At 67.5% G+C, this 22,935-nt stretch carries 21 protein-coding genes and 1 tRNA gene; 9 read left to right on the plus strand and 13 right to left on the minus strand.

Translation table 11 applies throughout. The features are described from left to right. Positions 1 to 18 precede the first annotated feature (18 nt). Entirely contained in the window at positions 19 to 1,185 is a 1,167-nt protein-coding gene (locus tag MYSTI_RS24520; RefSeq protein WP_015350491.1) for a response regulator, read from the minus strand. A gap of 118 nt (positions 1,186 to 1,303) precedes the next feature. Then, entirely contained in the window at positions 1,304 to 2,119 is an 816-nt protein-coding gene (locus MYSTI_RS24525; protein WP_015350492.1) for a chemotaxis protein CheW, read from the minus strand. A gap of 51 nt (positions 2,120 to 2,170) precedes the next feature. Here MYSTI_RS24525 and MYSTI_RS24530 point away from each other — a divergent pair, with 51 nt between their 5' ends. Continuing rightward, positions 2,171 to 3,547, plus strand: a complete 1,377-nt coding sequence (locus MYSTI_RS24530; RefSeq protein ID WP_044900604.1) for a GGDEF domain-containing response regulator — start codon at positions 2,171 to 2,173, stop codon at positions 3,545 to 3,547. A gap of 3 nt (positions 3,548 to 3,550) precedes the next feature. On the opposite strand, the gene MYSTI_RS24535 is transcribed toward MYSTI_RS24530, so the two are convergent. Continuing rightward, on the minus strand, positions 3,551 to 3,943 hold the full coding sequence (locus tag MYSTI_RS24535) for a demethoxyubiquinone hydroxylase family protein (protein ID WP_015350494.1): 393 nt from the start codon (positions 3,941 to 3,943) through the stop codon (positions 3,551 to 3,553). 144 nt (positions 3,944 to 4,087) lie between these two features. On the opposite strand from MYSTI_RS24535, the gene sinK reads away from it, so the two are divergent. Together sinK and sinM are read left to right on the plus strand one after the other, a co-directional pair. Further along, positions 4,088 to 5,599 (plus strand): hybrid histidine protein kinase/response regulator SinK, encoded by a 1,512-nt coding sequence (gene sinK / locus MYSTI_RS24540; RefSeq protein WP_144370383.1) that lies wholly within the window; start codon positions 4,088 to 4,090, stop codon positions 5,597 to 5,599. Further along, positions 5,596 to 6,771 (plus strand): signal integration modulator SinM, encoded by a 1,176-nt coding sequence (gene sinM / locus MYSTI_RS24545; protein ID WP_015350496.1) that lies wholly within the window; start codon positions 5,596 to 5,598, stop codon positions 6,769 to 6,771. Before sinK ends, sinM begins: the two co-directional genes overlap by 4 nt. Positions 6,772 to 6,874: 103 nt before the next feature. On the opposite strand, the gene groL is transcribed toward sinM, so the two are convergent. Then, positions 6,875 to 8,518, minus strand: a complete 1,644-nt coding sequence (gene groL / locus MYSTI_RS24550; protein WP_015350497.1) for a chaperonin GroEL — start codon at positions 8,516 to 8,518, stop codon at positions 6,875 to 6,877. A gap of 156 nt (positions 8,519 to 8,674) precedes the next feature. After that, entirely contained in the window at positions 8,675 to 9,031 is a 357-nt protein-coding gene (locus MYSTI_RS24555) for a response regulator (RefSeq protein WP_015350498.1), read from the minus strand. Positions 9,032 to 9,124: 93 nt separating this feature from the next. On the opposite strand from MYSTI_RS24555, the gene MYSTI_RS24560 reads away from it, so the two are divergent. Further along, positions 9,125 to 10,198, plus strand: coding sequence for a metallopeptidase family protein (locus tag MYSTI_RS24560; protein WP_015350499.1), 1,074 nt, complete (start codon positions 9,125 to 9,127; stop codon positions 10,196 to 10,198). Here MYSTI_RS24560 and MYSTI_RS24565 read toward each other — a convergent pair. After that, the gene (locus MYSTI_RS24565) at positions 10,152 to 11,153 is read right to left on the minus strand and encodes an NAD-dependent epimerase/dehydratase family protein (RefSeq protein WP_015350500.1); all 1,002 of its coding nucleotides are present in this window, start codon (positions 11,151 to 11,153) and stop codon (positions 10,152 to 10,154) included. The genes MYSTI_RS24560 and MYSTI_RS24565 overlap by 47 nt on opposite strands. 103 nt (positions 11,154 to 11,256) lie before the next feature. On the opposite strand from MYSTI_RS24565, the gene MYSTI_RS24570 reads away from it, so the two are divergent. Then, positions 11,257 to 11,889 (plus strand): TetR/AcrR family transcriptional regulator, encoded by a 633-nt coding sequence (locus MYSTI_RS24570; protein ID WP_015350501.1) that lies wholly within the window; start codon positions 11,257 to 11,259, stop codon positions 11,887 to 11,889. Positions 11,890 to 11,922: 33 nt separating this feature from the next. Next, positions 11,923 to 12,019 (plus strand) — tRNA-Sec (locus MYSTI_RS43570). A gap of 33 nt (positions 12,020 to 12,052) precedes the next feature. Here the strand turns inward: MYSTI_RS43570 and MYSTI_RS24575 are convergent. The 3 genes from MYSTI_RS24575 to MYSTI_RS43265 form a co-directional block, all read right to left on the minus strand. Continuing rightward, positions 12,053 to 12,763, minus strand: a complete 711-nt coding sequence (locus MYSTI_RS24575; protein ID WP_015350502.1) for an immunity 52 family protein — start codon at positions 12,761 to 12,763, stop codon at positions 12,053 to 12,055. An 11-nt stretch (positions 12,764 to 12,774) separates the two neighbouring features. After that, complete coding sequence (locus tag MYSTI_RS24580; RefSeq protein ID WP_233277944.1) at positions 12,775 to 13,956, minus strand: Tox-REase-5 domain-containing protein; 1,182 nt, start codon at positions 13,954 to 13,956, stop codon at positions 12,775 to 12,777. 567 nt (positions 13,957 to 14,523) lie between these two features. Then, positions 14,524 to 15,855: a hypothetical protein gene (locus MYSTI_RS43265; RefSeq protein ID WP_015350504.1), complete on the minus strand. Its 1,332-nt coding sequence runs from the start codon at positions 15,853 to 15,855 to the stop codon at positions 14,524 to 14,526. A gap of 520 nt (positions 15,856 to 16,375) precedes the next feature. On the opposite strand from MYSTI_RS43265, the gene MYSTI_RS24585 reads away from it, so the two are divergent. Next, positions 16,376 to 16,942 (plus strand): hypothetical protein, encoded by a 567-nt coding sequence (locus tag MYSTI_RS24585; RefSeq protein WP_015350505.1) that lies wholly within the window; start codon positions 16,376 to 16,378, stop codon positions 16,940 to 16,942. Positions 16,943 to 17,011: 69 nt separating this feature from the next. Here the strand turns inward: MYSTI_RS24585 and MYSTI_RS24590 are convergent, their stop codons facing one another. After that, the gene (locus MYSTI_RS24590; protein WP_015350506.1) at positions 17,012 to 17,335 is read right to left on the minus strand and encodes a hypothetical protein; all 324 of its coding nucleotides are present in this window, start codon (positions 17,333 to 17,335) and stop codon (positions 17,012 to 17,014) included. 226 nt (positions 17,336 to 17,561) lie between these two features. Here MYSTI_RS24590 and MYSTI_RS24595 point away from each other — a divergent pair, with 226 nt between their 5' ends. Then, positions 17,562 to 18,152, plus strand: a complete 591-nt coding sequence (locus tag MYSTI_RS24595; protein WP_015350507.1) for a DUF4291 domain-containing protein — start codon at positions 17,562 to 17,564, stop codon at positions 18,150 to 18,152. A 162-nt stretch (positions 18,153 to 18,314) separates the two neighbouring features. Continuing rightward, positions 18,315 to 19,913, plus strand: coding sequence for a PKD domain-containing protein (locus MYSTI_RS24600; protein WP_015350508.1), 1,599 nt, complete (start codon positions 18,315 to 18,317; stop codon positions 19,911 to 19,913). 49 nt (positions 19,914 to 19,962) lie between these two features. Here the strand turns inward: MYSTI_RS24600 and MYSTI_RS24605 are convergent, their stop codons facing one another. Genes MYSTI_RS24605 through MYSTI_RS24615 form a run of 3 tightly spaced genes read right to left on the minus strand, consistent with a single transcriptional unit; the run spans position 19,963 to position 22,934 of the window. Further along, a complete protein-coding gene (locus tag MYSTI_RS24605; protein ID WP_015350509.1) occupies positions 19,963 to 21,009 on the minus strand; it encodes a carbon-nitrogen hydrolase family protein in 1,047 nt (348 codons plus the stop codon). A gap of 15 nt (positions 21,010 to 21,024) precedes the next feature. Beyond that, positions 21,025 to 21,912: an SAM-dependent methyltransferase gene (locus MYSTI_RS40955; protein ID WP_015350510.1), complete on the minus strand. Its 888-nt coding sequence runs from the start codon at positions 21,910 to 21,912 to the stop codon at positions 21,025 to 21,027. Continuing rightward, positions 21,909 to 22,934, minus strand: coding sequence for a fumarylacetoacetate hydrolase family protein (locus tag MYSTI_RS24615; RefSeq protein ID WP_015350511.1), 1,026 nt, complete (start codon positions 22,932 to 22,934; stop codon positions 21,909 to 21,911). The genes MYSTI_RS40955 and MYSTI_RS24615 overlap by 4 nt, the downstream gene beginning before the upstream one ends. Position 22,935: the final 1 nt, after the last annotated feature.

The raw sequence follows: 22,935 nt of genomic DNA on the forward strand, positions 1-22,935 counted from the left end.
GCGAGCACGAAGCTCACCTCAGTGCTGGGTCTCTCGGTCCTTGATGAGCCGCTCGAGCTCCTCACGGATGATGGTCTCCGCGAGCTGCGGTACGACCTCCCAGGCAATCTTCTCGATGACTTCGCGGGAGGCCTTCGACAGCGCCTCGCGCAGCAGGGCCTCGCCCCCGTCCGCGGATACCGGACGACCCGCGGGCGAAGCGGGCTTCGATACGGGGACCGACGGCCCACCGATGTCGAGGGAGATCTCCTCCGCGCCGCTCGTGTCCGGCAGCGAGTCCTCGATGCTGATGGCCGGCTGCGCGGCCACCGCGGCGGACTGCCCGGCGGGAGCCCCCAGACCGAATGGATCCCGAGCGCGGGCCGCGGGCTGCGGCGCGGCGGCCGGCATGGGAGGAAGCTGCGTGGCGCCCGGAGGACGGGGCAGCCCACCCGGCATTCCCGGCGCCGGAGCGCCCGGACGAGCCACCATGCCCGGAGCCCCAGGCCCCGGGGGCATCCCCGGACGCGGAGGCATGCCCGGAGCCGGAGCCCCCGGCGGAGGCGGAACACCCGGACGCGCCATGCCCGGCGGCATGCCCGGTCCCGGAGGACGCGGCGCACCCGGAGGCGGCATCCCCGGCCCCGGCGGACGCGCACCCGGCGGCATGCCCGGCCCCGGAGGACGCGGCGCACCCGGCGGAGGCATGGCCTGCGGAACACCCGGGCGAGCCGCCATGGGCGCCGCGGCGGGCGCGGGCTGGGGGGCCGGAGCGACGGCGGGCGTCGCGGCGGGACGAATCACCTGCGTGGCGATGGAGGCCGGCAGCGTGTTGGACTTCTGACCCACCAGGGCCTTCACCTTGTCCAGCAGGACCTGGCTCTCGAAGGGCTTGGTGATGTGGTCATCGGCGCGAGCGGCGCGGGCGCGGTTCTCGTCGAAGGCCTCGAAGGTGCCCGCCAACAGCATCACCGGGATGGCCTGGGTGGCCGGGTCGCTCTTGAGCGCCTCGCAGACCTCGTAGCCGCTCTTGCCCGGCATCATCACGTCGGCCAGGACGACGTCCGGGCGCAGCTCGCGGCAGCGCGAGATGGCGTCCAGCCCGTTGTCCACCGCGGTCACCTGAAAGTCCTCGGTCGCGAAGATCATGCCGATCACCTTGCGGATGGTGAGCGAGTCATCGGCGACCAGCAGATTCTTGGGCATCGGTATCGGGCCTCGGGGAGCGTGGACCCCCCTGAATTCGTTGAAGAAACCGCTCGTGAGAACCTACCTCACGACACGTTATCAAGCCTGGCAGCTTACGGTTCGCGCTCCGGGACGATCAAGAAAACATGCGCTGCAGGTCCAGGAACAGCACAGGCTCCGCCAGGCCGGGAACACGAAAGGTGCCGGCCGTCTTGTCCGGTTCGAAGCGTTGGAGGACGCCAAGCACCCGCGTGGCCGTCAGCCCCACGTTCCGCCCCGCCAGCTCCGCCAGGAGGAAGAAGGGCTCCGCCACGGCGGGCGCCCCCAGCAGGGCGGGGACGGAGCAGATGGGCCACAGGACCTGGGCATGGGGAAAGATACCCGCCACCGGGCCGCTCTGCACGGGTAGGACGCTGAACGCATCCCCCCGAGCCACCACCTGCGACACGAAGGCCAGCGGGACACCGAACAGTCGCCCCTGGGACTCGAAGACCAGCGCCCGCTCGGGCACGGACTCGGCCCAGTGCACGGGACGCGGGGGTGCAGGCGCGGCGCGCGGCCCCACCCGGTGCGGCAGCGCCTCCGCGATGAGCTCCAGGTACAGCCGCTCCTTGTGCAGCACCGCGCCTCGGCTCAGCGGCGCCAGCGAGTCCGCCAGTCCTGGAGGCAACAGGAAGAACGGCGCGCGCGCGACGTCCGCGACTTCCACCACCGAGCGCACCCTCACCGCCAGCGTGGGGCTCACATCCAGCACCACCACCATGCCCGCTTCGGGCTCCGGCGCACCGCCGAGAAGCGCCGACAGGTCCTTCACTTCGAGCACGCCTCGCAGGCTGCTCCCATGGGCACCGGGCATCGCCACTTCCATGACAGACGTGGCTTCAACGGCGTAGTGGGTCTCCCCGGCTTCCACGAGCAAGCAGAGTCTGCGACCGCTTTCAAAGGGCGACACGGGGGGCGACCCTAGCAGCGTTCCGTTGGATGGTGCTAAGCCATGCGGGAGATGGCGCGCATCCTCCTCGTCGACGACGAAAAGATCGCCCGCACCCTCTACGGCGACTACCTCACGGGCGTGGGCCACACCGTCACCGCGGTGGGCACGCTTCAGGACGCTCGGCAGGCGCTCGCGGCGGACCGCTTCGACGCGGTGGTGACGGACCTCATCCTTCCTGGCGGCGACGGCATGGAGGTCCTCCGGCACGTGCGGGAGCGGCACCCTGGCGTGGAGGTCGTCGTCATCACCGCGCTGGACAAGGTGGACCCCGCGGTGCGCGCCATCAAGAGCGGCGCGGCGGAGTACCTGGTCAAGCCCGTGGCCCCGGAGGCGCTCCAGCACGCGGTGCGACGCGCGCTCACCACGCGAGACCTGCTGCAGGAGAACGCCTCGCTGCGCCGGCACGTCGCGCTGCTGGAGGCGGGGCAGCGGCTGGCCACCACGCTGGACCGCGACAAGCTGGCCACCGCCACCACGAGCGCGCTGGAGTCCATGGCCGCCGCGGGCGCCATCGTGCTCCTGGAGCGCGACACAAATCTGGGCCTGCGCGCACAGGGCACCCGAGGACTTCCTGTCGGCACCGAGGACACCGTCGTGGCGTGGCTGCGCGACCAGCTCATGGACGCGCGGGCGCCTCGCGAGCTGGACGTGCTGGACGTGCCCTTCGAGCGCATCCTCACCTTCCCCGCCGTCGAGGGCGACGCGGTGCTGGGCCACGCGGTGCTCTTCTACGCGAAGCTCCAGGCCGCCGACGGGGCCGCCGAGGCCGCGGGCTACCTGGTGCGCAACTGGGCGCTGGCGCTGCGCAACCTGGGCCGGTTCGCGGCGGTGGAGGACCTGGCGTACATCGACGACCTCACGCGCCTGTTCAACACGCGCTACCTGCACCTGGTGCTGGACCGGGAGGTCCAGGACGCGCTCCAGACGCAGCGGGCCTTCAGCCTCCTCTTCCTGGACCTGGACCACTTCAAGTCCATCAACGACACGCACGGCCACCTCATCGGCTCCAAGCTGCTCGTCGAGGCGGCGCGCGTGGTGAAGGGCTGCGTGAGAGACCACGACGTCGTGGCGCGCTTCGGCGGCGACGAGTACGTGGTGATGCTGCGCAACACCGACTCGGGCGGCGCGCTCAAGGTGGCCGAGCGCATCCGGCGCACCATGGAGACCCACCAGTTCCTCGCGCGCGAGGGGCTGGCGCTGAAGCTCTCCACCTGCATCGGCGTGGCCAGCTTCCCGGAGCACGCACGGGACAAGGCCACGCTGCTCGACCTGTCGGACCGGGCCATGTACCGCGGCAAGCGCGGCACGCGGAACGTCGTCTACATGGCGGCGCAGGACCTGGAAGCGCCGCCCGCCGAGAGGCGCCAGGCCTCCACCGGCACGTAGCCCTCAGGGCCGCATGTTCCCCACGGTGAGGCGCTTGGCGAGGCCCGGCTCCATCACCTCGGTGCTCGCGCCCTCCTTGCCCACCGCCTCCACGGACTCGTGCGGGGCTCCCGAGATGATGAGCTTGAACTTCTCCACGGCCTCCTGGGCGTGCTGGGCCTGCTCCGGGTCCAACCGCGCGATGAGCTGCCAGAAGAGCGCGGCGTGCTCGCGCTCCTCGTCCATGACGTGACGCAGGACGGCCTTGGCCTCCTCGTTGTCGGTGGCGTCGATGTGGGCGGCGTAGAGGTTGATGGCGTCCAGCTCCGCCTCGATGTTGAGCCGGATGGAACGCGCGAGCTCCGAGTCGGTCATCTTCCGAGGAACGAGGGAGTGGAACGGGTCGGTCTGCGGCATGAAGGCCCTCCGAGGCGAGGCGGCACCCGGCGGCTGCCCGGGCAAAGACGCGAACACGGGGAGCATCCGCGCCCCCAGCGGGCCGGTCAACGGATTCCCTCAGACGCGTTGCGTGACGTGTTCCCCTCCGTCATGCTTCACGACATGGAGACTCCCGCGCCGCTCGCCCAACTGCTCCAGGCCCTGGACGCGGGGGACGTGCCTGCCGCGCGCGCGGCGGCGGCGGCGCTCCAGCGCTCCGGACTCCACGCCACGCAGCTGGCCGCAGAAGTGCTTCACGAGCTGCGCCAGCCGCTTCTCGGCGTGAAGGCCTATGCCCAGCTCCTCGCCGAGGACGGCGGCTCCACCGGCCCCTTGCGCCTGCTGATGGCGCAGGTGGAGCGGATGGAGCAGATTGTCTCCGACTTCATCCGGCTCGCCAGCGAGCGCCCCGCGCCGCAGCAGCGCCTGTCCCTGGCCGCGCCCATCTGGGCCGCCGCGAAGCTCTTCAGCGTCAACCCGGATTCGGCGCGCATGTCCCTGGAGGTGGAGGCCCCCGAGGACATCTTCGTGCAGGGCAACGCGCGCCTCATCGAGCAGCTCACGCTGAACCTGCTCAACAACGCGCGCGACGCGATGTCCGGCCGGGGACGCGTCAAGGTGGTGCTCACCACCGTGGGCTCGGCGCCCGTACTGTACGTGGCGGACTGGGGCCCGGGCATCCCCGACGAGCTGCGCGAGAAGATCTTCGAGCCGTACATCACCGCGAGCAAGCGAGGCACGGGCCTGGGCCTCTCCGTGTGCCGCCGCATCGCGCAGGAGCACGACGCGCGCATCGACCTGGCGCCCCACGGAGCGCTGCGCGATGTGCCGCCGCCGGCCACGGTGTTCCGCGTGCTCTTCCCCGCGTCCGAGGTGGCCCCCGGACAGCGCAAGCGGCTGCTGGTGGTGGATGACGAGACCATCATCCGCATGGTGTTCCGCGACCTGATGGGCAAGGAGTGCGAGGTCATCGAGGCGGCGAGCGGCGAGGAGGCGCTGGACCTCCTGCGCGAGTCCCCCGTGGACCTCATCGTCACGGACAAGAACCTGCCGGGCCTGTCCGGACTGGAGCTGGCGCAGCAGGCGCGGCGGCTCTCCGCCTCGTCGCGCGTCATCCTGATGACGGGCTACCCCTCGCTCGTGACGACGCAGCAGGCGTTGGAGCTGGGCGTGGTGGACTACCTGCTCAAGCCCTTCGACGACATCCGCGAGGTGCGCGCCCTCCTCCGCTCCACGCTGTCCGCGCCGCCTCCGCAGCCGAGCGCGGTGGCGCAGGTGAAGCGAGTGGACGTGCTGGAGGACAACCCCTCCACGGCCGCGCAGATTGCCGAGGCGCTGGAGCTGGCGGGACTGGAAGCCCGCGTGCTGCCGACGTCGGAGCTCATCGCGCTGGAGCCTCCCGCGGGGGTGGTGGTGAGCTGGGACTTCGCGCCGGCCTATGGGCGCAAGGCGCTGGAGCTGGGCAAGGCCCTGGCCCAGGGCGCGCCCTTCGTGGTGCTCGCCGAGCACCTCACGATGGAGACCGCGCTGGAGTCGCTGCGCGCGGGCGCGGCGGCGTGCCTGCCCAAGCTGCTGTCCGACACCACGGCGCTCAGCCGAGAGCTGACCCGCGCATTCAAGAAAGGCGTCCCATGAGACTCGCGCTCCTGTTCGTCCTGGTGCTGGGTGTGGCGTGTTCCTCCTCGAACAGGCCCCCGGGACCGGGCGAACCGGACGCGAGTGCCTCGGAGGACTCGGGCACCCGGGATGATGGGGGCACGCCGGAGGACGACGGCGGAACCCGCGAAGACGGCGGCCCGACGGACGATGGTGGCACCCCGGAGGACGGCGGCACGGGCGAAGAGGACGCGGGGAGCTGTGAGCCGCCCACGTCGGTGCGCGAGACCCTTCTCGTGCCCGGACTGAACACCCCGAGGCGCCTCGCGGTTGACGCGACGGACCTCTACATCTCCGAGTCCCACTCGCTGCGTCCCGGACAGGTCGATGGAGAGGGACAGCTGCTCCGACTTCCTCGCGCGGGCGGCGACGTGGTCTCCGTCGCCAAGGGCTTCATCGCCCCCGATGCCATCGCCGTGGACTCGAAGAACATCTACGTGCTGGACCAGCAGGGGCTGTGGCGCGTGAACAAGGCCACCGGTGAGCGGGGCACCGTGCCCATCGAGGCGTCGGTGAACAACGTCATCACCGGAGGCACGGAGGTCCTCGCCACGCGGCTGAATGGCCGGGACGTCGTCGTGGTGGCGACCGGCGCGAGGAGGCTCGTCCGGGTCGACACCGTCGGGGCCACCCCTGCGTCCGTCGTGCTCTTCGAGGGCGAGCCCGGTACCCAGGTCCGCGGCGCTCGCGTCGACGGACTGAATGTCTGGTTCCTCGTCTCGGGGGGCGGCGAGCCGGGCCTGTACCGCGCGGCCCTGGACGAGAGCACCCCACCCCAGCGCGTGGACCCGAGCATCACCTCGGGCACGTCGCTGGAGCTCACGCCCACGCACTTCCTCATCACCGAAGGCTCCGGCGGCACGGGCCGGGTCCTCGAGGTGTCTCGCGCCGGAGGAGACCAGGCGCGAGTGCTCGCCGAGGGACTGCAAGGCCCCCTGTTCCCGGTGGAGCTGAACGGCGCCGTCTACTTCAAGGAGTCCGTGGCGAGCGGCTCGGACTTCCTGCGCCGCGTCCGAGGCTGCCCTCCTGGCGTCACCGACGCGGTCGGCCCTCTCGGCACGGGCCCCGGAGGACTCATCGTCGACGGGAACACCCTGCTCTACACCTCGCAGGAGAGCGGCACCCGAGGCGCTGTCGGCCGCGTCCCCTGACTCGAAACGACAACGGCCCCGGTGCCTCGTGTGAGGCAGCCGGGGCCGCGGCCAAGTCACCCTCCGCGACCCAGGCTCGGGGCCCGGGACACGGAAGCGTGGCTCAGTACTCCATGTCGTCGCCGCCGTAGTCCGGCATGCCCGCGCCGGCACCCGCGCCCTTCGCCTTGCCCTTCGGGCGCTCGGCGACCATGGCCTCGGTGGTCAGCAGCAGGGACGCGACGGAGGCCGCGTTCTGCAGCGCGGTGCGCTCCACCTTCGTCGGGTCGATGACGCCGGCCTTCTCCAGGTCCTCGTAGACGTCGGTGCGCGCGTTGTAGCCGTACGCGCCCTTGCCCTCGCGAACCTTGTTGATGACCACGGCGCCCTCGACGCCCGCGTTGCTGGCGATCTTCCGCAGCGGCTCCTGGAGCGCGCGGCGGATGATCTCCACGCCGAAGTTCTGCTCGCCACCCGGCTTGAGCGTCTCGAGCGCGCCCAGCGTGCGCAGGTACGCCACGCCGCCGCCCGGGACGATGCCCTCCTCGACGGCCGCGCGGGTCGCATGCAGCGCGTCCTCGACGCGGGCCTTCTTCTCCTTCATCTCCGTCTCGGTCGCCGCGCCGACGTTGATGACGGCCACGCCGCCCACCAGCTTCGCCAGACGCTCCTGGAGCTTCTCGCGGTCATAGTCGCTGGTGACCGTGTCGATCTGCCCACGGATGAGCTTGATGCGGCCCTCGATCTCCTCCTTCTTGCCGTTGCCATCGACGACGGTGGTGTTGTCCTTGTCCACCGTGATGCGCTTGGCGCGGCCCAGGTCGCTGAGCGAGAGGTTCTCGTACTTGTGGCCCAGCTCCTCGCTGACGACCATGCCACCGGTCAGCGTGGCGATGTCCTTCAGCATCTCCTTGCGGCGGTCGCCGAAGCCCGGCGCCTTCACCGCGGCCACGTTCAGCACGCCGCGGATCTTGTTCACCACGAGCGTGGCCAGCGCCTCGCCCTCGATGTCGTCGGCGATGAGCAGCAGCGGCTTACCGGCGCGCGCCACCTGCTCCAGGATGGGCACCATGTCCTGCATCGAGGAGATCTTCTTCTCGCTGATGAGGATGAACGGGTCGTCGAGGACCACTTCCATCCGCTCGCGGTTCGTCACGAAGTACGGCGAGACGTAGCCACGGTCGAACTGCATGCCCTCCACCACCGAGAGCGTCGTCTCGAGGCCCTTGGCCTCCTCGACGGTGATGACGCCCTCCTTGCCCACCTTCTCCATCGCGTCCGCGATGATGGTGCCGATGGTCTCATCCCCGTTCGCGGAGATGGTGCCCACCTGGGCAATGGCCTTCTTGTCGGACGTGGGCTTGGAGAGCTTCTTCAGCTCCTCCACCACCACCTCCACCGCCTTGTCGATGCCCCGCTTGAGGTCCATCGGGCTGTGGCCCGCGGCCACCAGCTTCAGGCCCTCCTCGTAGATGGCCCGCGCCAGCACCGTCGCCGTCGTGGTGCCGTCGCCCGCCTTGTCGGAGGTCTTCGACGCGACCTCCTTCACCATCTGCGCGCCCATGTTCTCGAACTTGTTCTCGAGGTCGATCTCCTTGGCGACGGTGACGCCGTCCTTGGTGACCGTGGGCGAGCCGAAGCTCTTCTCGATGACCACGTTGCGGCCCTTGGGACCGAGCGTCACCGCGACCGCGTCCGCCAGAGTGCGGACGCCGCGCAGGATGGCCTCACGCGCGGACTGGTGGAAGAAAATCTCCTTCGCTGCCATCGCAACCTCCTGAAGTTACTTGGAATTTTTGTGGGTACAACGCAGGCCGTTAGCACTCGGCCATGGCGAGCGCCAACATAAGGGCCGGCCCTGGGATGTCAACCAGGAAGGGCGGACGTGTGGGGGAGCGGACGACTCGTGGCGGGTGGGTCGGGGCTACTCGGCGAAGCGCATCAGCGCGAGCAACTGACCCATGTCCAGCGGCTTGTTCAGCGTCAGGGCCACGCCCTTGCGCAGGCCCCGGTCGATGACACTCCCATCCGTGCTGGCCGTCATCAGCAGCACGGGGATGGCCTGGAAGCGCGGGTCCGCCTTCAGCATCTCCGTGAAGGAGATGCCGTCCAGGTGGGGCATGATGTAGTCGGTGATGACCATGCCCACCTGGTTGCGCTCGAGGATGTCGAGTGCCTGGAGGGCATCCGACGCCGAGTACACGGTGTACCCATGCATCTCCAGGAAGCGAGAGAGCAAGGTGCACAGCTCGAGATCGTCGTCGACGACAAGGATGTTCACGGGACGGAACGCCGCACCAGCGCGGAGGGGGCTGGAACGTAACAGCCGCACCCGTCGTTGACAACGCACAGCGGGCCTTCTTATGAGCCGGCCATGGAGAAGCGGACCGGGAAGCGATCGGGGTCGGGGGACCCGAAGGCGCGTCTGGAGGCGGTGGCGGATGCCTTCGAGGCGGGCGACATGGAGGCGGCGTTGGCACAGGTGGAAGGTCTGCTTTCGGACGCACCGGAGCTGCCCGAGGCCCTGCACTATCGAGCCGCGGTGCTCGCGGAGCTGGGCCGCCTGGAGGACGCGGGCCGAGCCTATGGCCAGGCCCTGAAGGCGGCGCCGGAGGACCTTGAAATCCTGCTGGGCGCGGCCGACTGCCTCGTCTGCCAGGCGGGCGAGGACCGCGAGGCGGTGGAGGAAGGCCTGAGCCTGTGCGCGCGGGGCAAGCGGCTGGCCGAGCGCGCCGACGACGTGGAGATGCTCTACGAGTTCCTCTTGCTGGAGGGCATGGGGCACAACCAGATGGGCGAGTGCGAGCAGGCGCTGGTGAGCCTGGACGCGGCGCTCGGCCACATGCCGCGCTCGAAGGAGGCGAGGCTGGAGCGGGGCATCGCCCTGTTCGAGCTGTGCCGCTTCGAGGTCGCCCGCGCCGAGTTCGAGGCGGTGCTGAAGGACGCGGGCGACGAGGCCTGGGCGCACCACTACCTGGGGCTGATGGCGGAGCGGCGGGGCGACCTCAAGGAGGCGAAGCGGCGCTTCGACAAGGCCCAGTCCCTGGTGCCCGAGGACTTCCCTCCTCCGGTGGAGCTGGGCGAGGCGGAGTTCGACCGCGCGGTGGAGGACGCGGTGAAGGCGCTGCCTCGGCATGCGAAGCAGTACCTGGACAACGTCACCATCGCGGTGGAGGACATCCCGTCGGAGGAGGACCTGGTGGGCCAGTCCCCTCCCCTGTCGCCGTGCATCCTCGGCGTCTTCCGAGGCACCCCCGTGGGTGAGCGCAGCGTGACGAACGCGTATGACCACCTGACGGCGTCCATCGTGCTCTACCAGAAGAACCTGGAGCGCTTCGCGAAGACGCGCGAGGAGCTCATCGAGCAGATTGGAATCACCGTGATGCACGAGGTCGGTCACCTCATGGGACTGGATGAGGACGACCTGTGGCAGCGGGGGCTCGACTGACGGCGGCCAGGTGCTGCTTCGTGAAGGCCAGCGTCTGGCGGATGCCCTCCGCGTAGGGCGTCTTGCGCACCTCGCCGAGCAGCGCGCGCAGCTCCGTGTCATCCATGAGCACGGGGGTGGTCAGCAGGTAGTGCATCTCCACGAGCTCGCGCATGAACGGGTCGAAGAGGCCCAACAGGCGCAGCATCCCCTTCCCCATGGTCATGAGCTTCGTGGGGCGGCCGGTCTGCCGGTACATCTCGTCGACCATCTGCCGCTGGCTGGTGGCGCCCGGGCCGGCGAGGTTCCAGGAGCGGCCGTAGGCGCGGGGTGTGTCCATGAGCGCCGTGACGATGGGGCCGACGTCGGGGACGTAGATGAACTCGTGGAGCGCGTCGATGGGGCCGATGAGCTGGGCGCGCTTGCCCGAGGCGGCGGCGACGAAGGCGCGGTGCAGGAAGCTGGCCTCGACGCCGGGGCCGTAGAAGTCGGGGAGGCGCAGGACGGTGGCCTGGAGGGTTCCGGCGGCGTGCGCGGCGAGGAGGAGGTCCTCCTGCTCCTTGCGCATGCGGCCCTTGTAGGTGTGGGGCTCGCGCGGGTGGTCGTCGCGCACGGGCGTGGTGCGAGGCGGGCCGTACGGGTAGACGGAGCCGATGTGGACGAAGTGCTTCACGCCCTCCGCGATGGCGCCGTCGAGCGTCTTGCGCATCAGCGTGGGGTGCAGGTGGAACTGCCAGTAGTTGACCCCGACCATGTAGATGAGCGTGTCCACGCCGCGAGCGGCGGCGCGGACCGAGGCCGGGTCATCGGGGTTCCACGTCACGACCTCGGCGAGCGGGTCCGCGCCGAACTGGGCTTCCAGGGAAGCACGCGAGCGCCCCACCACCCGGTAGGCCCTGCCCTGGGCCTTCAGTGCGTTCGCCACACTCTGGCCGATGACTCCCGAGGCCCCGAACAGCGCCACCTTGCCTGCCATGACGGACTCTCTTTCTGAACGGCGACAGTTTTCTGAACGCCGTTCCGTGAACACCGTTCAATTACTGGTGGCCGTTCGAGGTGTCAAGTCATAGGGTGTGGGGATGGGGATTTCGGAGCGGAAGGAGCGGCAGCGGGCGGAGCTGCGCGAGCACATCCTGGGGGTGGCGCGGGAGATGGTGGTGAAGGAGGGGTTCAGCGCGCTGTCGATGCGCAAGTTGGCGGAGGCGGTGGAGTACGCGCCGGCGACGCTGTACCTGCACTTCGAGAACCGGGAGGCGATTGCCCGGGAGTTGTGCGTGCGGGGGTTCGGGGAGTTCCTGGCGGAGCTGGAGCCCGCGGCCACGGCGAAGGAGCCGCTGGAGCGGCTGGCGGTGATGGCGGCGGCCTATGTGCGGTTCGGGTTGGCGCACCCGGAGACGTACCGGCTCATCTTCATGGAAGACCCGAAGTTGTCGAGCGAGCTCTTCCAGGGGGCGCCGGACGGGGCGGGTCCGCGTTCGTTCGCGCTGCTGAGCGGCGTGTTCGAGGACCTGAAGTCAGCGGGGAGGCTGTCGGCGGAGGCGCAGCCCGCGAGGCTCGCGGAGACCTTGTGGGCGGGGCTGCATGGGATTGTGAGCCTGAAGCTGACGTGCGCGGCGTTCAAGGACACGCGCGCGGAGGACCTGCGCGACACGCTGCTGGAGACGATGGTGAATGGGCTGCCGGGGTTGAAGCCGGCGAAGAGAGAGCGTTGACGAGGGCCGGAGGGCCCGGCACTAATCGCGGGTGGTAGGGCCTCCGGACCTGGTGGCTGGCTTGGTCTTCAAAACCAATGGGGGACGTTGAGAGACGTCCTTGGCGAGTTCGATTCTCGTGCTCTACCGACTGTGATTCCAAGGGGTACGTCCCCCTTGCCTCCTACGGTTGGGCCTGGAGCGGCTTCAACAGTCCCGCTCGGTCCAGCGACGCGCGAACCACTTCAGCCAACTCGACATGCTCCGGGTTGCTTGCCGTGAAGCGCTCAGGAGTCAGGACGATGAGGGTTCCCTTGTCCCCGACGGGCTCGACGCAGACCCGAGAAGGCAGTGGCGGCACCGGTCCTCGCTGCCGGGAAACGTAGGTCGCCCATCCCATGAACGTGCCAGGAGTCGCGAACTCCGACACCGCGTCTCGATGAGCGATGGACGTGGCAACGCCCCATTCTGCGTCCCACGAATCGACAGCCGCGCGCAGAATCCGCGCGAGAACAGGGGCAGTCACCACGCGCGCCCTGGCTTCGTCCTCGGTTGGAAGCTCCATCACGCACAGGTCACTCAATCCCCCCGGAGCAGAACCACACGAGATCCTGACGCTGGTGCTCGCGCCGTCCCGCTCTCCATTCCACGCAGAGAGGGAGACCGCAGCATCACGTCGTGACTTCGCCTTGTAGAGCCCCATCAGGGACTCCGCGTTCGGCGCAATCGGACGCCGAAGAGCATCCGCGCGGGACGCGGCTTTCTCAAACCATCGCCCCAGAGAAGGCTCAATGGTGCGCAGCGAACCGAAGAAGCCCGCTGCCCGGCGAGCGTATGCCTCGACTGGCTCGACCCGGCCCGGCCAGTAGACCCCAACGTAGTAATTCTCCTTCATCTCTCTTTCTCCTAGGGGGCAATCGGGGTGTGTACGACCTTGATCGCGCCAAGCCCCTCAGTCCGGAAGAGGTCCCTCACAGCGCTCGCGACTTCGCGCTCAGCGAAATGCCAGTGAATCGGAGTCCCCCTCGCCACCTCGAACTGCCTCCTCGCCTGGTCAAGCATTCCATCCGCGCCTCGGAACCATGCCCTGAAGCTCCCATCCTTGAGGAACTTGGCATACCCCGGTCCCTTCGTTTCAAGGAGGACGCCCAGATTGAATCCATCGAACCGGACGCCCTCTACATTGTAGACCTTCCCAATCGGCGCCCCAGTCACCTGAGCCTGATACTCGCGAGACGCATCGCTCATGCTCTCACTCGCGCTTTCCCATCTTCCTGGCCCTCCTTCGGACGGACCTCCTTGCTGCGCCGCCGTACCCGCCCGATGAAGGACGATGGCCGCTCCGGGCCCGCCATTCAGCACCGCCGCAGCTCGGCCTACCGGCACGGACACTCGCTCCAGGGCAAGCGCGCCTTGGGCTGACACCGAGAGCACTGGCACTTCCGCCGTGGCCAGCGTGGCTCCCTGCAACGTGCGCGTCGTGGAGGATGCAGCCCCCCAGGTCGCAATCAGGTTCGTGACCATCTTCGAGACGGCCTGAATCTGTTCGCCGCGCGTCATGTACTTGAAGCGCTCCAGGTACTCCGGCGACGACTTGATGAGCGCCACCACGGCGGCGGGCATCTGTCGGAACGCTTCGAGGTTCTCCTCAGGCGACGATGAGAAGAACTTCCCCACCGCGAGGGCCAGTCCCACAAATGCCTCTTCGGCACCGTCCAGGGAGCGGCTCAAGTAGTCCGCATCGTCATGCACATCCGCGTAGGCCCCGCCGCGAAGCTCCTCCAGCGACGAGCCCATTTCACGGAAGACACCACTCTTGCCCGAGTAGAAGGCACCCAGTTGGAACAAGCCCGCGCGGAAGGCCCCATCCTTCCACTCGACCTCTCCGACTCGCTGTTGCGTCCGCCCCGACAACACCCATGCAAGACAACCGTCAGGCCGGAGCACCGCGACTCCGGAGAAGCGCTCCACTCGCCGCGCCAGCTCGGCCCGCGACACCTCGCCCGTGACAAGAACCTCGCGCAGCATGAAACCCACCGCGACACGGGCCGGGAATTGCCCCAGCGTCACGTCCTTGCCCAGCAGCACGTTCAGCAGTCGCGCCGCATGGGAGGGAGAGATGGAGCTACCCACCACGGGACGTGAATCCTGCTCCTCCAACCCCGCATCCCGAAGCAACGCATCGAACGCATCGCTGCGCGGCCTTCGCGCGGGCCGTACGCGAGTCGATTCCCTCAACTCCGGATGACGGTACCGCAGGGGCCTGGCTGAAGGACCATCCTCCCCTTGCGAATCGCTCTCCACGTCCGCTCGGGCGTCCGCCCCATCCTCTCCAGGCAACGCGCCTCGTTGCTGGAAGGTGGTTCGGCGAGCAGACGCGTCAACCCCAGCGCAGCCCGTGGCAAAGAGGGCAACGCAAAGCATCCAAAGGCCAGCACGCATTCCTCACCCCCTGCCGTCCTTCAAGAGAAGGCAAACGGGGGCATCCTGGCATTCGCGTCTGACAAGTCGATGGGGAATAGACAGGTCGGCGGAATCTTACAGCGTCACGCCGACACTGCCCGCATGGCGTCAGAGGCAGGTCACATGGCCCATCGGACACCGTGCAAGACCTTGGGCCGCCATCCTCCGTCGCGACATCAGGCCACGAGGACATCAGAGCGGCGGCTGCGCACCTTGATCATAAACAGACTCAACACAAACCTCACTCCCTCCCACCGCGCACAGTCTGGCCACGATGCCATACAACCGCCGATGCATTCCTTCGACCGGATCAAATCCAACAAAGTTCACAACATCGGCAACTCCCATCTCCCCAGCCTGGGTCGGCCCCATCACATAGAAAGTCTTCACAACACGCGGCCACCCTCCAGTCGGCCATCTATACCTGAAAAAGAAGACAATCCTATCAAGCCCCGTGTCACTAGGCTCATACCAGCCAAGAACATACGAATCCGCATCATCGCCGGACACCGCAACATCATAGACACGCTTCAGGTTGACCCCATTCATGTCAGACAGGGTCCGCTCATTGGCCGCCAATCCGGAATCCGACTCGAAAATCCGAAAAAGCTTCGAGACCCACCCGCCTGGCACATCGCGCCCGAACGAGTAGGCGAGCAGGAAATACTTTCGGACGCCATTGGCAGTGAGTGAAACACCGCCCACTTGTGCCCCTGCGCCTTGCAGCTCCCTGTACAAGACAATTCCGCCGTCCCCGGGGAAGCCCGTCCACGAGAAAACCGTCCCCCGATCAGGCCGTTCAACGACATACACGCCCGCCATCCCACCAGCCCCACACCCGCTTCCGGCCTGAAACCCCAGAGCCACCTGAATCACCGGCCGCGTTGGACTCTGAGTGGAGCCGACAACCGCAATGGACGGAAGTCTGAACTCCGCCCCACCACACACAGTCCCCATCATGACATACTCAACCTGACTTGGAGCAACGGGGGCCGTTGTCACAACGGATGCATACCGAACCTCGAACCCGACACTCCACACAACATGCATCTTGGATCCAAATCCAGCAATCGAGGGAGATGAAGCGACTCCACTCGTGTCGATTGCCACCGGTGTGGACCATGATGACAACCAACGGTCCCAATAGGAGAAATACAGATTCCCTCGTCCAGGAAAACTGCCTGGCGAAATGAACGCAAGCCCGACATTCCCATCATCATCAACAGCAAGCGTCGGCGACTCCGCCCTCAGCGGCACCACCGAGCTGCTCTGCACCCACCCCCCGCCGGTATTCTGTGAGTAGAAATGCCGCAAAGTCTGGTCGACAACCAGGACATGGTGAATACCTCCCGCCCCCGCGACAAGCCGATTCGAATTCACATCGAAGCGACGGGGCGTACTTGCCGACCTCACAAGCTCGGTCGTGTATTGCCCCATTGCGTTATTGGGTGCCCCCAGAACAACCATCATCACAACGACCGCAAAAGACCAGAACACGCATCGCATACGACCTTCGAGCTTCATGGTTCCTCCGCCATTCACAGGCATAATCTGGATAAAGGCCAATGCATCCAAATCCAGAAGTCAAGCTCCAGCACGCCAGAATCAAAGTCACACAAAATGAGCGAACTGGGACTTCACCTGACGGATAGAATTTCTGGCTCAGCGAAAAGCTCGCGCTCCGAGACAGGTTTCGAGCCTCACACATCCCCACCCCGCATGACAAATGCCCCCATCACGAGAGATGTGATCACCACGTCGCCTCTCGGTGCGCCATGTGCAACTCGATGCGAATCTCTCGCTCGAGTCCGTGTGGCTCCGTCGCTCCGATGAGAACTCACTGATGTACGGACTACCGGACTCAACCAGAGCACTGCCCACGTGCTCGATGGAGCCATGTGGCGCTCGGTGGCGCATGCCGTCGCGCAACTTCCTCTCTAGAAGCCCCCTTGTGGCCAACCTCCCGTCCCAAGGGTCTCCATGTGCACAGGCCCATGCCACAGGGGGCGCCAGGTGCGCTCCCCGTTCTCCCGGAAGAATCCCCATGAACAGGCGAAATTTCCTCTTCGTACTCCTCGCCGTCCAGACCCTCATCGGCTGCGGCGACGACGCGGTCTCCTACTCCGCTCCCGTCGGCATCAACCTCAAGGCCAAGTCGTCCGACACGGTCAACGCCACCGTGATGTCCCAGAAGGGCATCTCGACCGAGTCCGGAAATCCCTTCAAGGTCTTCGTCGACAACGCCCGCAAGGAGCTCGACGGCAAGTCTCCCGGGCGCGTCGAGCTGACGAACCTGACCCTCACCCTGGGCGCGGGGAGCGTGGGCGCGACCTCACTCGCCGAGGTCTTCTCGGGACGCGTCGAAATCCTCTTCCGCACGGAGGAGTCCAACAACACCCACATCGTGGGTCATGTCGAGAACCCCACCGGCAGCGGCCCCGTGCCCTTCACCGTCACCTTCGACTCGAAGGCCATGTCGACCGACGACTACACGCTGTTCCTCGCTGGCAAGTTCAACGTCGTCCTGCGCGGCGCGGCGGCCCCGAGCTTCACCAGCAAGGGCGCGGACGTCGACCTCCAGGCGACCTTCGCCTTCACGGCCTTCGAGTAGGCCCACCGGCATACCGGCAAGGGCTCGGGGTCTCGCATGAAGCGACTCCACGAGCCCTTCCGGGGTGTCTCATTTGCCCTGCAGCCCGCACTTCGTCTGAATCACAGTCATCGCACGCTGCATCAACTTCGGGTCGGCGGTCTCCTTCCCGCTGAGCACCTCGATCTCCGCCGTCGTGAAGCCCTTCTCGATGGCATCCGCGCCACACTTGCACTTCTGGTCGGCCTTCTTCGCGTCCACACCCTGGATCGCGGCCACCTGCATGCACTGTCCCACGTACTCTGCTTTCTTGCCCGCGGGCCACGACCCCGCCTGCGCGGCCAGCGGGAGCACCAGCATGGAAGAGACCGCGAATGCTACGAGGATCGAGCCGCGAGAATCTGAACGCTTCAAGTCAGCCTCATCAGTGTGACGAAATGCCTCGCCCCAAGCGAAACACGGGGCACCCTCTCAAAGTTCTCCACGACCCGGCATGGGCCCCACGTCGCAGGGGACTGCGGCCTCTTCCACAGCCCCCTCTCCGAACCGTCCACTGACCGCCCGACCCATCACCCTCGCGTGGTAGTGTGCGCCCCGTGACGACTGGCCGCAGCACCGCCCCCTCGAGGCCCCCAGCACCGTGAGCCCCACCCGAGAAGTCCGCGCTGACTTCGACCGGACCTCCATCGTGATGTATCAGGCCTATCCGGATGCCATCGCCGACGTGGCCGTGAAGGAGCAGACGTTCGGCCCGCCCTTCTCGACGGGACGGATGACGTGGATCAAACCCAGCTTCCTCTGGCTGATGCATCGCTCCAACTGGGGGCGCAAGAGCGGCCAGGAGCGGACGCTCGCGGTGCGAATCCGGCGCTCGGGCTGGGTGGAAGCACTCGGCGCCGCGGTGCTCACCAGCTTCGAGCCCAAGGCCCATGCCTCCCCAGAGGCCTGGCGCAAGGCGTTCGAGGCCGCCCCCGTCCATGTGCAGTGGGACCCCGAGCGCACGCTGCGAGGCGCCGGACTGCCTCATGACAGCATCCAGGTCGGCCTGGGCCGAGCCATCATCCAGCGCTTCGTGGATGACTGGATTGTCTCCATCACCGACCTGACACCGCTCGTGCAGAAGGTGCGCAAGCACCTGGACGAAGGACGCGCGGACCAGGCCGCGCGACTCCTGCCAAAGGAAGCCGTCTTCCCAGTCCCAGCCGAGCTGATGCGTCCCCTCGGGATGTGACGTCGGGCCGCGAGGAATTGATACACACCCAGACGTCTGCGATTGAACGTTTCCGCCTGAACCGACCCGCGCGGAAAATTGACACGGTGGATCCGCCATTCCCAGTGTCGCCCCGTCGCCACTGTTTGGCGATCCAGGTTCATCGCGCCGTGGAGCGTTCCAATGCCTCTCTCGAAGCCGTCCGCTGCCCCCCTCCCCTCCCGTCTGTTGTCAGTCCTCGCCGCGCTCGCCCTCACGCTCGCCACACCGACCGCGCTCGCGGCCTCGGCCATCTATGGCGGCGGCCCGTTCTATTCCGGCGGCACCGCCGTGATGGATGACCTCCGCGCCTCGGGGTTCACCACCGTCATCCTCTGGAGCTTCCACATCGAGGACAACGGCGACCTCGTCTACAACGACATCCCCGTCGTCAAGAATGGCGCCTACATGGGTGACCCCGGATGGCCGACCCGCCTCGCCACGCTCAAGACCGCGCCCACCTCCGTCCGCCGCATCGAGGTCTCCATCGGCGCCTGGAGCGTCCCCGACTTCGAGCGCATGGCCCGCCTGGTCAACGGCACTGCCGCCGGCTGTGGCTCCACCATCGTCTGTGGCACCGGGACCAACAGCATCCTCTACCGGAACTTCCTCGCCCTGAAGAACGCCACTGGCGCCGACGCGGTGAACTTCGATGACGAGAGCGCCTACGACCTGACTCCGACCACCACCTTCAGCCAGATGCTCATCGGCCAGGGCTACAAGATCACCTTCGCGCCCTACACCCAGCAGACGTTCTGGCGGAACCTCCGGAACAACCTCGGCAGCGCCGTCGACGCCATCTACCTCCAGGTCTACGCGGGTGGCGCCGGCAACAACCCCGCGAGCTGGAACACCGCGATGGGGATGACCGTCGACCCGGGCCTCTGGTCCAAGAACGGCACCAACTGCACCTCGGGCGACAGCCCCGCCACCGTCCAGTCCCGGATGGCCAACTGGAAGACCACCGCGGGCATCCGGGGCGGCTTCATGTGGCTCTACGACGACATCCAGAAGTGCTCCGCCCAGGGCACGTCCGCGCAGTACGCCGCCGCCATCAACACCGCCGTCAGCGGCAACACCCCGCCCGTCGCGAACTTCAGCTTCACCGTCAGCAGCCTCACCGCGACCTTCACCGACTCCTCCACCGACTCCGACGGCACCATCACCTCGCGCAGCTGGAACTTCGGCGACGGCACCACCTCCACCGCGACCCACCCCTCGCGCACCTACGCGAGCGCCGGCAACTACAACGTCTCCCTGACCGTCACCGACAACGGCGGCGCGAGCCACACCAGGACGCAGACTGTCTCGGTCGGCGCGGGCAACATCAACCTCGCGCTCAACAAGCCCACCACCAGCTCGACCCCGTGCAACAGCAACGAGGCTTCCGCCAAGGCCGTCAACGGAAGTGTCTCCGGCGGCAACACCGACAAGTTCTGCTCGCTCGTCTCACCCGCGTGGATGCAGATCGACCTGGGCTCCGCGCAGACGGTCAGCAGCTTCACGCTCCGCCACGCCGCCGCCGGAGGCGAATCCGCGAACTGGAACACCCGGGCCTTCACCCTCCAGGTCTCCAGCAACGGCACCACCTGGAGCACGCCCGTCACCGTGACGAACAACACCAGCAACGTGTCGACCCACCCCATCACCCCGGTGTCGGCTCGCTACATCCGCCTCGACGTGTCGACCCCCACCCAGAACGGTGACCCCGCCACGCGGCTCTACGAGCTCGAAGTCCGCTGACCCCTCTCGCAAGCCCTCGGGACGCAGGGCGTGTCCCGAGGGCCCCGCGCTACGGCATCTCTCGACGTGCTCCGCGCTCGTCCAGCGGGGCCTCGAGCTGCCCCTGCTCCTCCTGGATACGCCGCGCCCACCGCCTGCGCTCCACGCTCCGCTCGTAGGCTCGCCGCCCCAGCCACTCCATCGCGCCAATCTTGAACGCGAAGGACGCCGTCGCGAACGCGGGCTCCCCGAGCGACGACCAGCCCCAGTCCCCCTGTGCGCGGGTGATGCGCCGCTCCTCCCCTTCGTAGTCCGAGGACCGCAGCTCCACCGTGTCCACGATGACGCCCTCCTCTTCCTCCCCCAGCGCGCACAGCCGCGCTCCCCGCGACGACACGATGGACGAGCGACCCAGGAACCGGTCCGTCTTCACCATCCTCCCCATCAGCCCCGGGAGCGGGCCCTCCCATGGCCCACACTGATTCGCGAGCACCACCGGCACGCCGAAGTGCCGGGCATAGCGGACCGGCAGCGACTCCATCTGCCGACAGGATGCCTCGATGAGCGCTCGCGGAAAGCTCCAGGGGTTCTCCTTCCCCACCCCGTAACAGTGCGGCATGAGATGGAGCTGGGCCCGCGAGTCCTCGATGCACCTCGCCAGGTCGTTGAAATGATTGTCCGCGCAGATCCCCACGCTGATGCGCCCCAGCGCGCAATCAATCACACACGGGTCGTCCACACTGCCCCGGAACCCATACGCTTCATACGAAGGCGCCCGACGCTTGCGCACCCGGTCCACCTTCCCTCCGGGCGAAATCAAGACGAAGGTGTTGAAGAAGTCCTCTCCCTCCACCTCCAGGAGGGAGGCCCCCAGGAACACCTTCCCCAGGTCCGCCTCCTGTCTCAGGAAGCGGACAGTGGGCCCCTCCAAGGTCTCCGCCCACTGCCAGAGCTCGGGGCTCCGCACGTACCCCGTGACGGAGAACTCCGGGAGCAGCACCAGTCGCGCCCCCTGCGCCACCGCCTGCCGGATGAACGGCCGCGCATGCTCCAGGTTGTGCCGCACGCGCCCGTTCTCCGAGCGGAGCTGCAACGCGGCGACACGAAGCGAGTCCATGGACGATGGAGCCGACTACGCGACGCGCGCGTGGACGATGTTCAGGATGTTCGACGTGTGGCAGAGCAGCTCGCCGTTGCTCTTCGTCAGGTACTCGCGCTCCATGTCCGCGGAGCCGATTCGCGAAATCACCTCCAGCCCCTGCTGGCGCAGGTACGCGTCCGAGTCATCCTCCTCGATGCCGAACGTCATGGGATGTCCCATCGACGCCAGCTGCCGCCCCCACTGTCTGGAATCAGGGTAGCGGACGTCCCCTCGCAGGGCCCCCAGGGCCACGTAGTCGAAGGCAATGCTGCTCCCGCGCGGCGTGTGGCGCACCACGAAGCCCAGCGTCCGGCTGACGCTCTGCTCCGTCAGGTACATGCTCACGCCCTCCCAGAGGAAGAACGTCCGCAGCGAGGAGTCGAAGCCCCACGCGGGCAGGACATCCTCCAGCCGGTGGACATCGAAGTTGATGGGCACGTAGTTGACCCAGTCCGGCACCGCCCCCAACAGCGCATCCAGGCGCTCCTTCTTGCGTCGCTGCGTCGACGGCAGGTCCAGCTCGAAGACGCGGACGCCCTCCAGCCGCTCGCGGAACCGGTACGCCCGGCTGTCATAGCCCGCGCCGAGCAGCACCACCTGCCGCGCCCCATCATCGAGCGCCTGCTGGAACAGCGCATCCAGATGCAGCGTGCGCGCCGTGGCGAAGCCATACGCCCCCGGCAGCTTGCGCCCGAAGTGGTTCTTGAACCACGCCCGCACAGGCGCCACCGAGAGCAGCGCGCGTGAGACCGGGTCCAGGAAGTCCTCCGCCATGAAGTCGGGGTTGCGGACGCTGGCGTCTTCTTCACGCGCCCCCAGGGCTCGCCACATCGCCACGCCCAGCGCGGTCCTATCGGCTTCTCGCTTGTCCTTGTTCATATGCCCCCCACTCGAATCGCAGGCGCTGTGTCCTCCACCACCGCCATCGCCTCCTGCGCGACAATGCGGTTCTCCTGCATCCCCAGGTGGATGACACCGTCGGGACTGGTGATGGAGGCTCGGATGACATCGCCCTCTTTCAGATAGGCGGCCGGGTTGCTCGACTTCAGGATGAGCTTCGCCAGCGTCCTGTCCGACAAGAAGAGGCGCATGAAGCTCCCCACGCTCCGCGCCAGCCGGGACACCGTCCGTCCCGCGGCGACACCGCTCGGAGTCCCCGTCAGCACGAGGTCTCCAGGGTACAAGTCCATGACCTCGGAGAGCTCCGAGAGCGTCTCCTCCGGCGGGTAGATCATCTCCGCCGTGCTCGCGCTCTGACGGAGCTCGCCGTTGACGGATAAGGACAGCCGCAAGTCCATCAGCCGGCCCCGGTCCTCGGGTGAGAGCAGGTAGAGGAAGGGGCCCACCGGGCAGAACGTCCGGAAGCTCTTGGCCTTGTGCCACTGGCCTTCGAGGAGCTGAAGGTCCCTGGCGGAGACGTCATTGGCCATCACCAGGCCCGCGACGACTTCGTGCAGCCGCTCTCGCGTCACCTGCATGGGCTGATGGAGACCTCGGCCGATGACGAGCCCCAGCTCGATTTCGTAGTCGAGCATCCGCACCCGCTGAGGTCGGACGATGTCGCCCCTGCTCGACGTGAGGGACGAGGACGCCTTGCGGAAGAACTGGTTGAAGTCCTTCGTGTCCGGGTCCTGTCCCACTTCCAACATGTGGCTGCGGTAGTTCTGCCCCTGACACACCACATTGCAGGGAGATGTCACCGGGCTGAGCACCTCGACTTCGCTCAGGGGCTGCCCCTTCCCGCCGCCTCCCGTCGACATGGCCCAGGCGCGCTCCTGACCACTCTCCAGGAACTCAGCCAGGGATACGTATTTCCCGGGGATGGGGACCACCTGCCCCGCTCGAACCCACCCCCACCGGACCTCGCCGCCCGCCTTGAATCTCGCGATGTGAATACCCATT

The sequence above is a fragment of the Myxococcus stipitatus DSM 14675 genome (assembly GCF_000331735.1).
Lineage (GTDB): Bacteria > Myxococcota > Myxococcia > Myxococcales > Myxococcaceae > Myxococcus > Myxococcus stipitatus.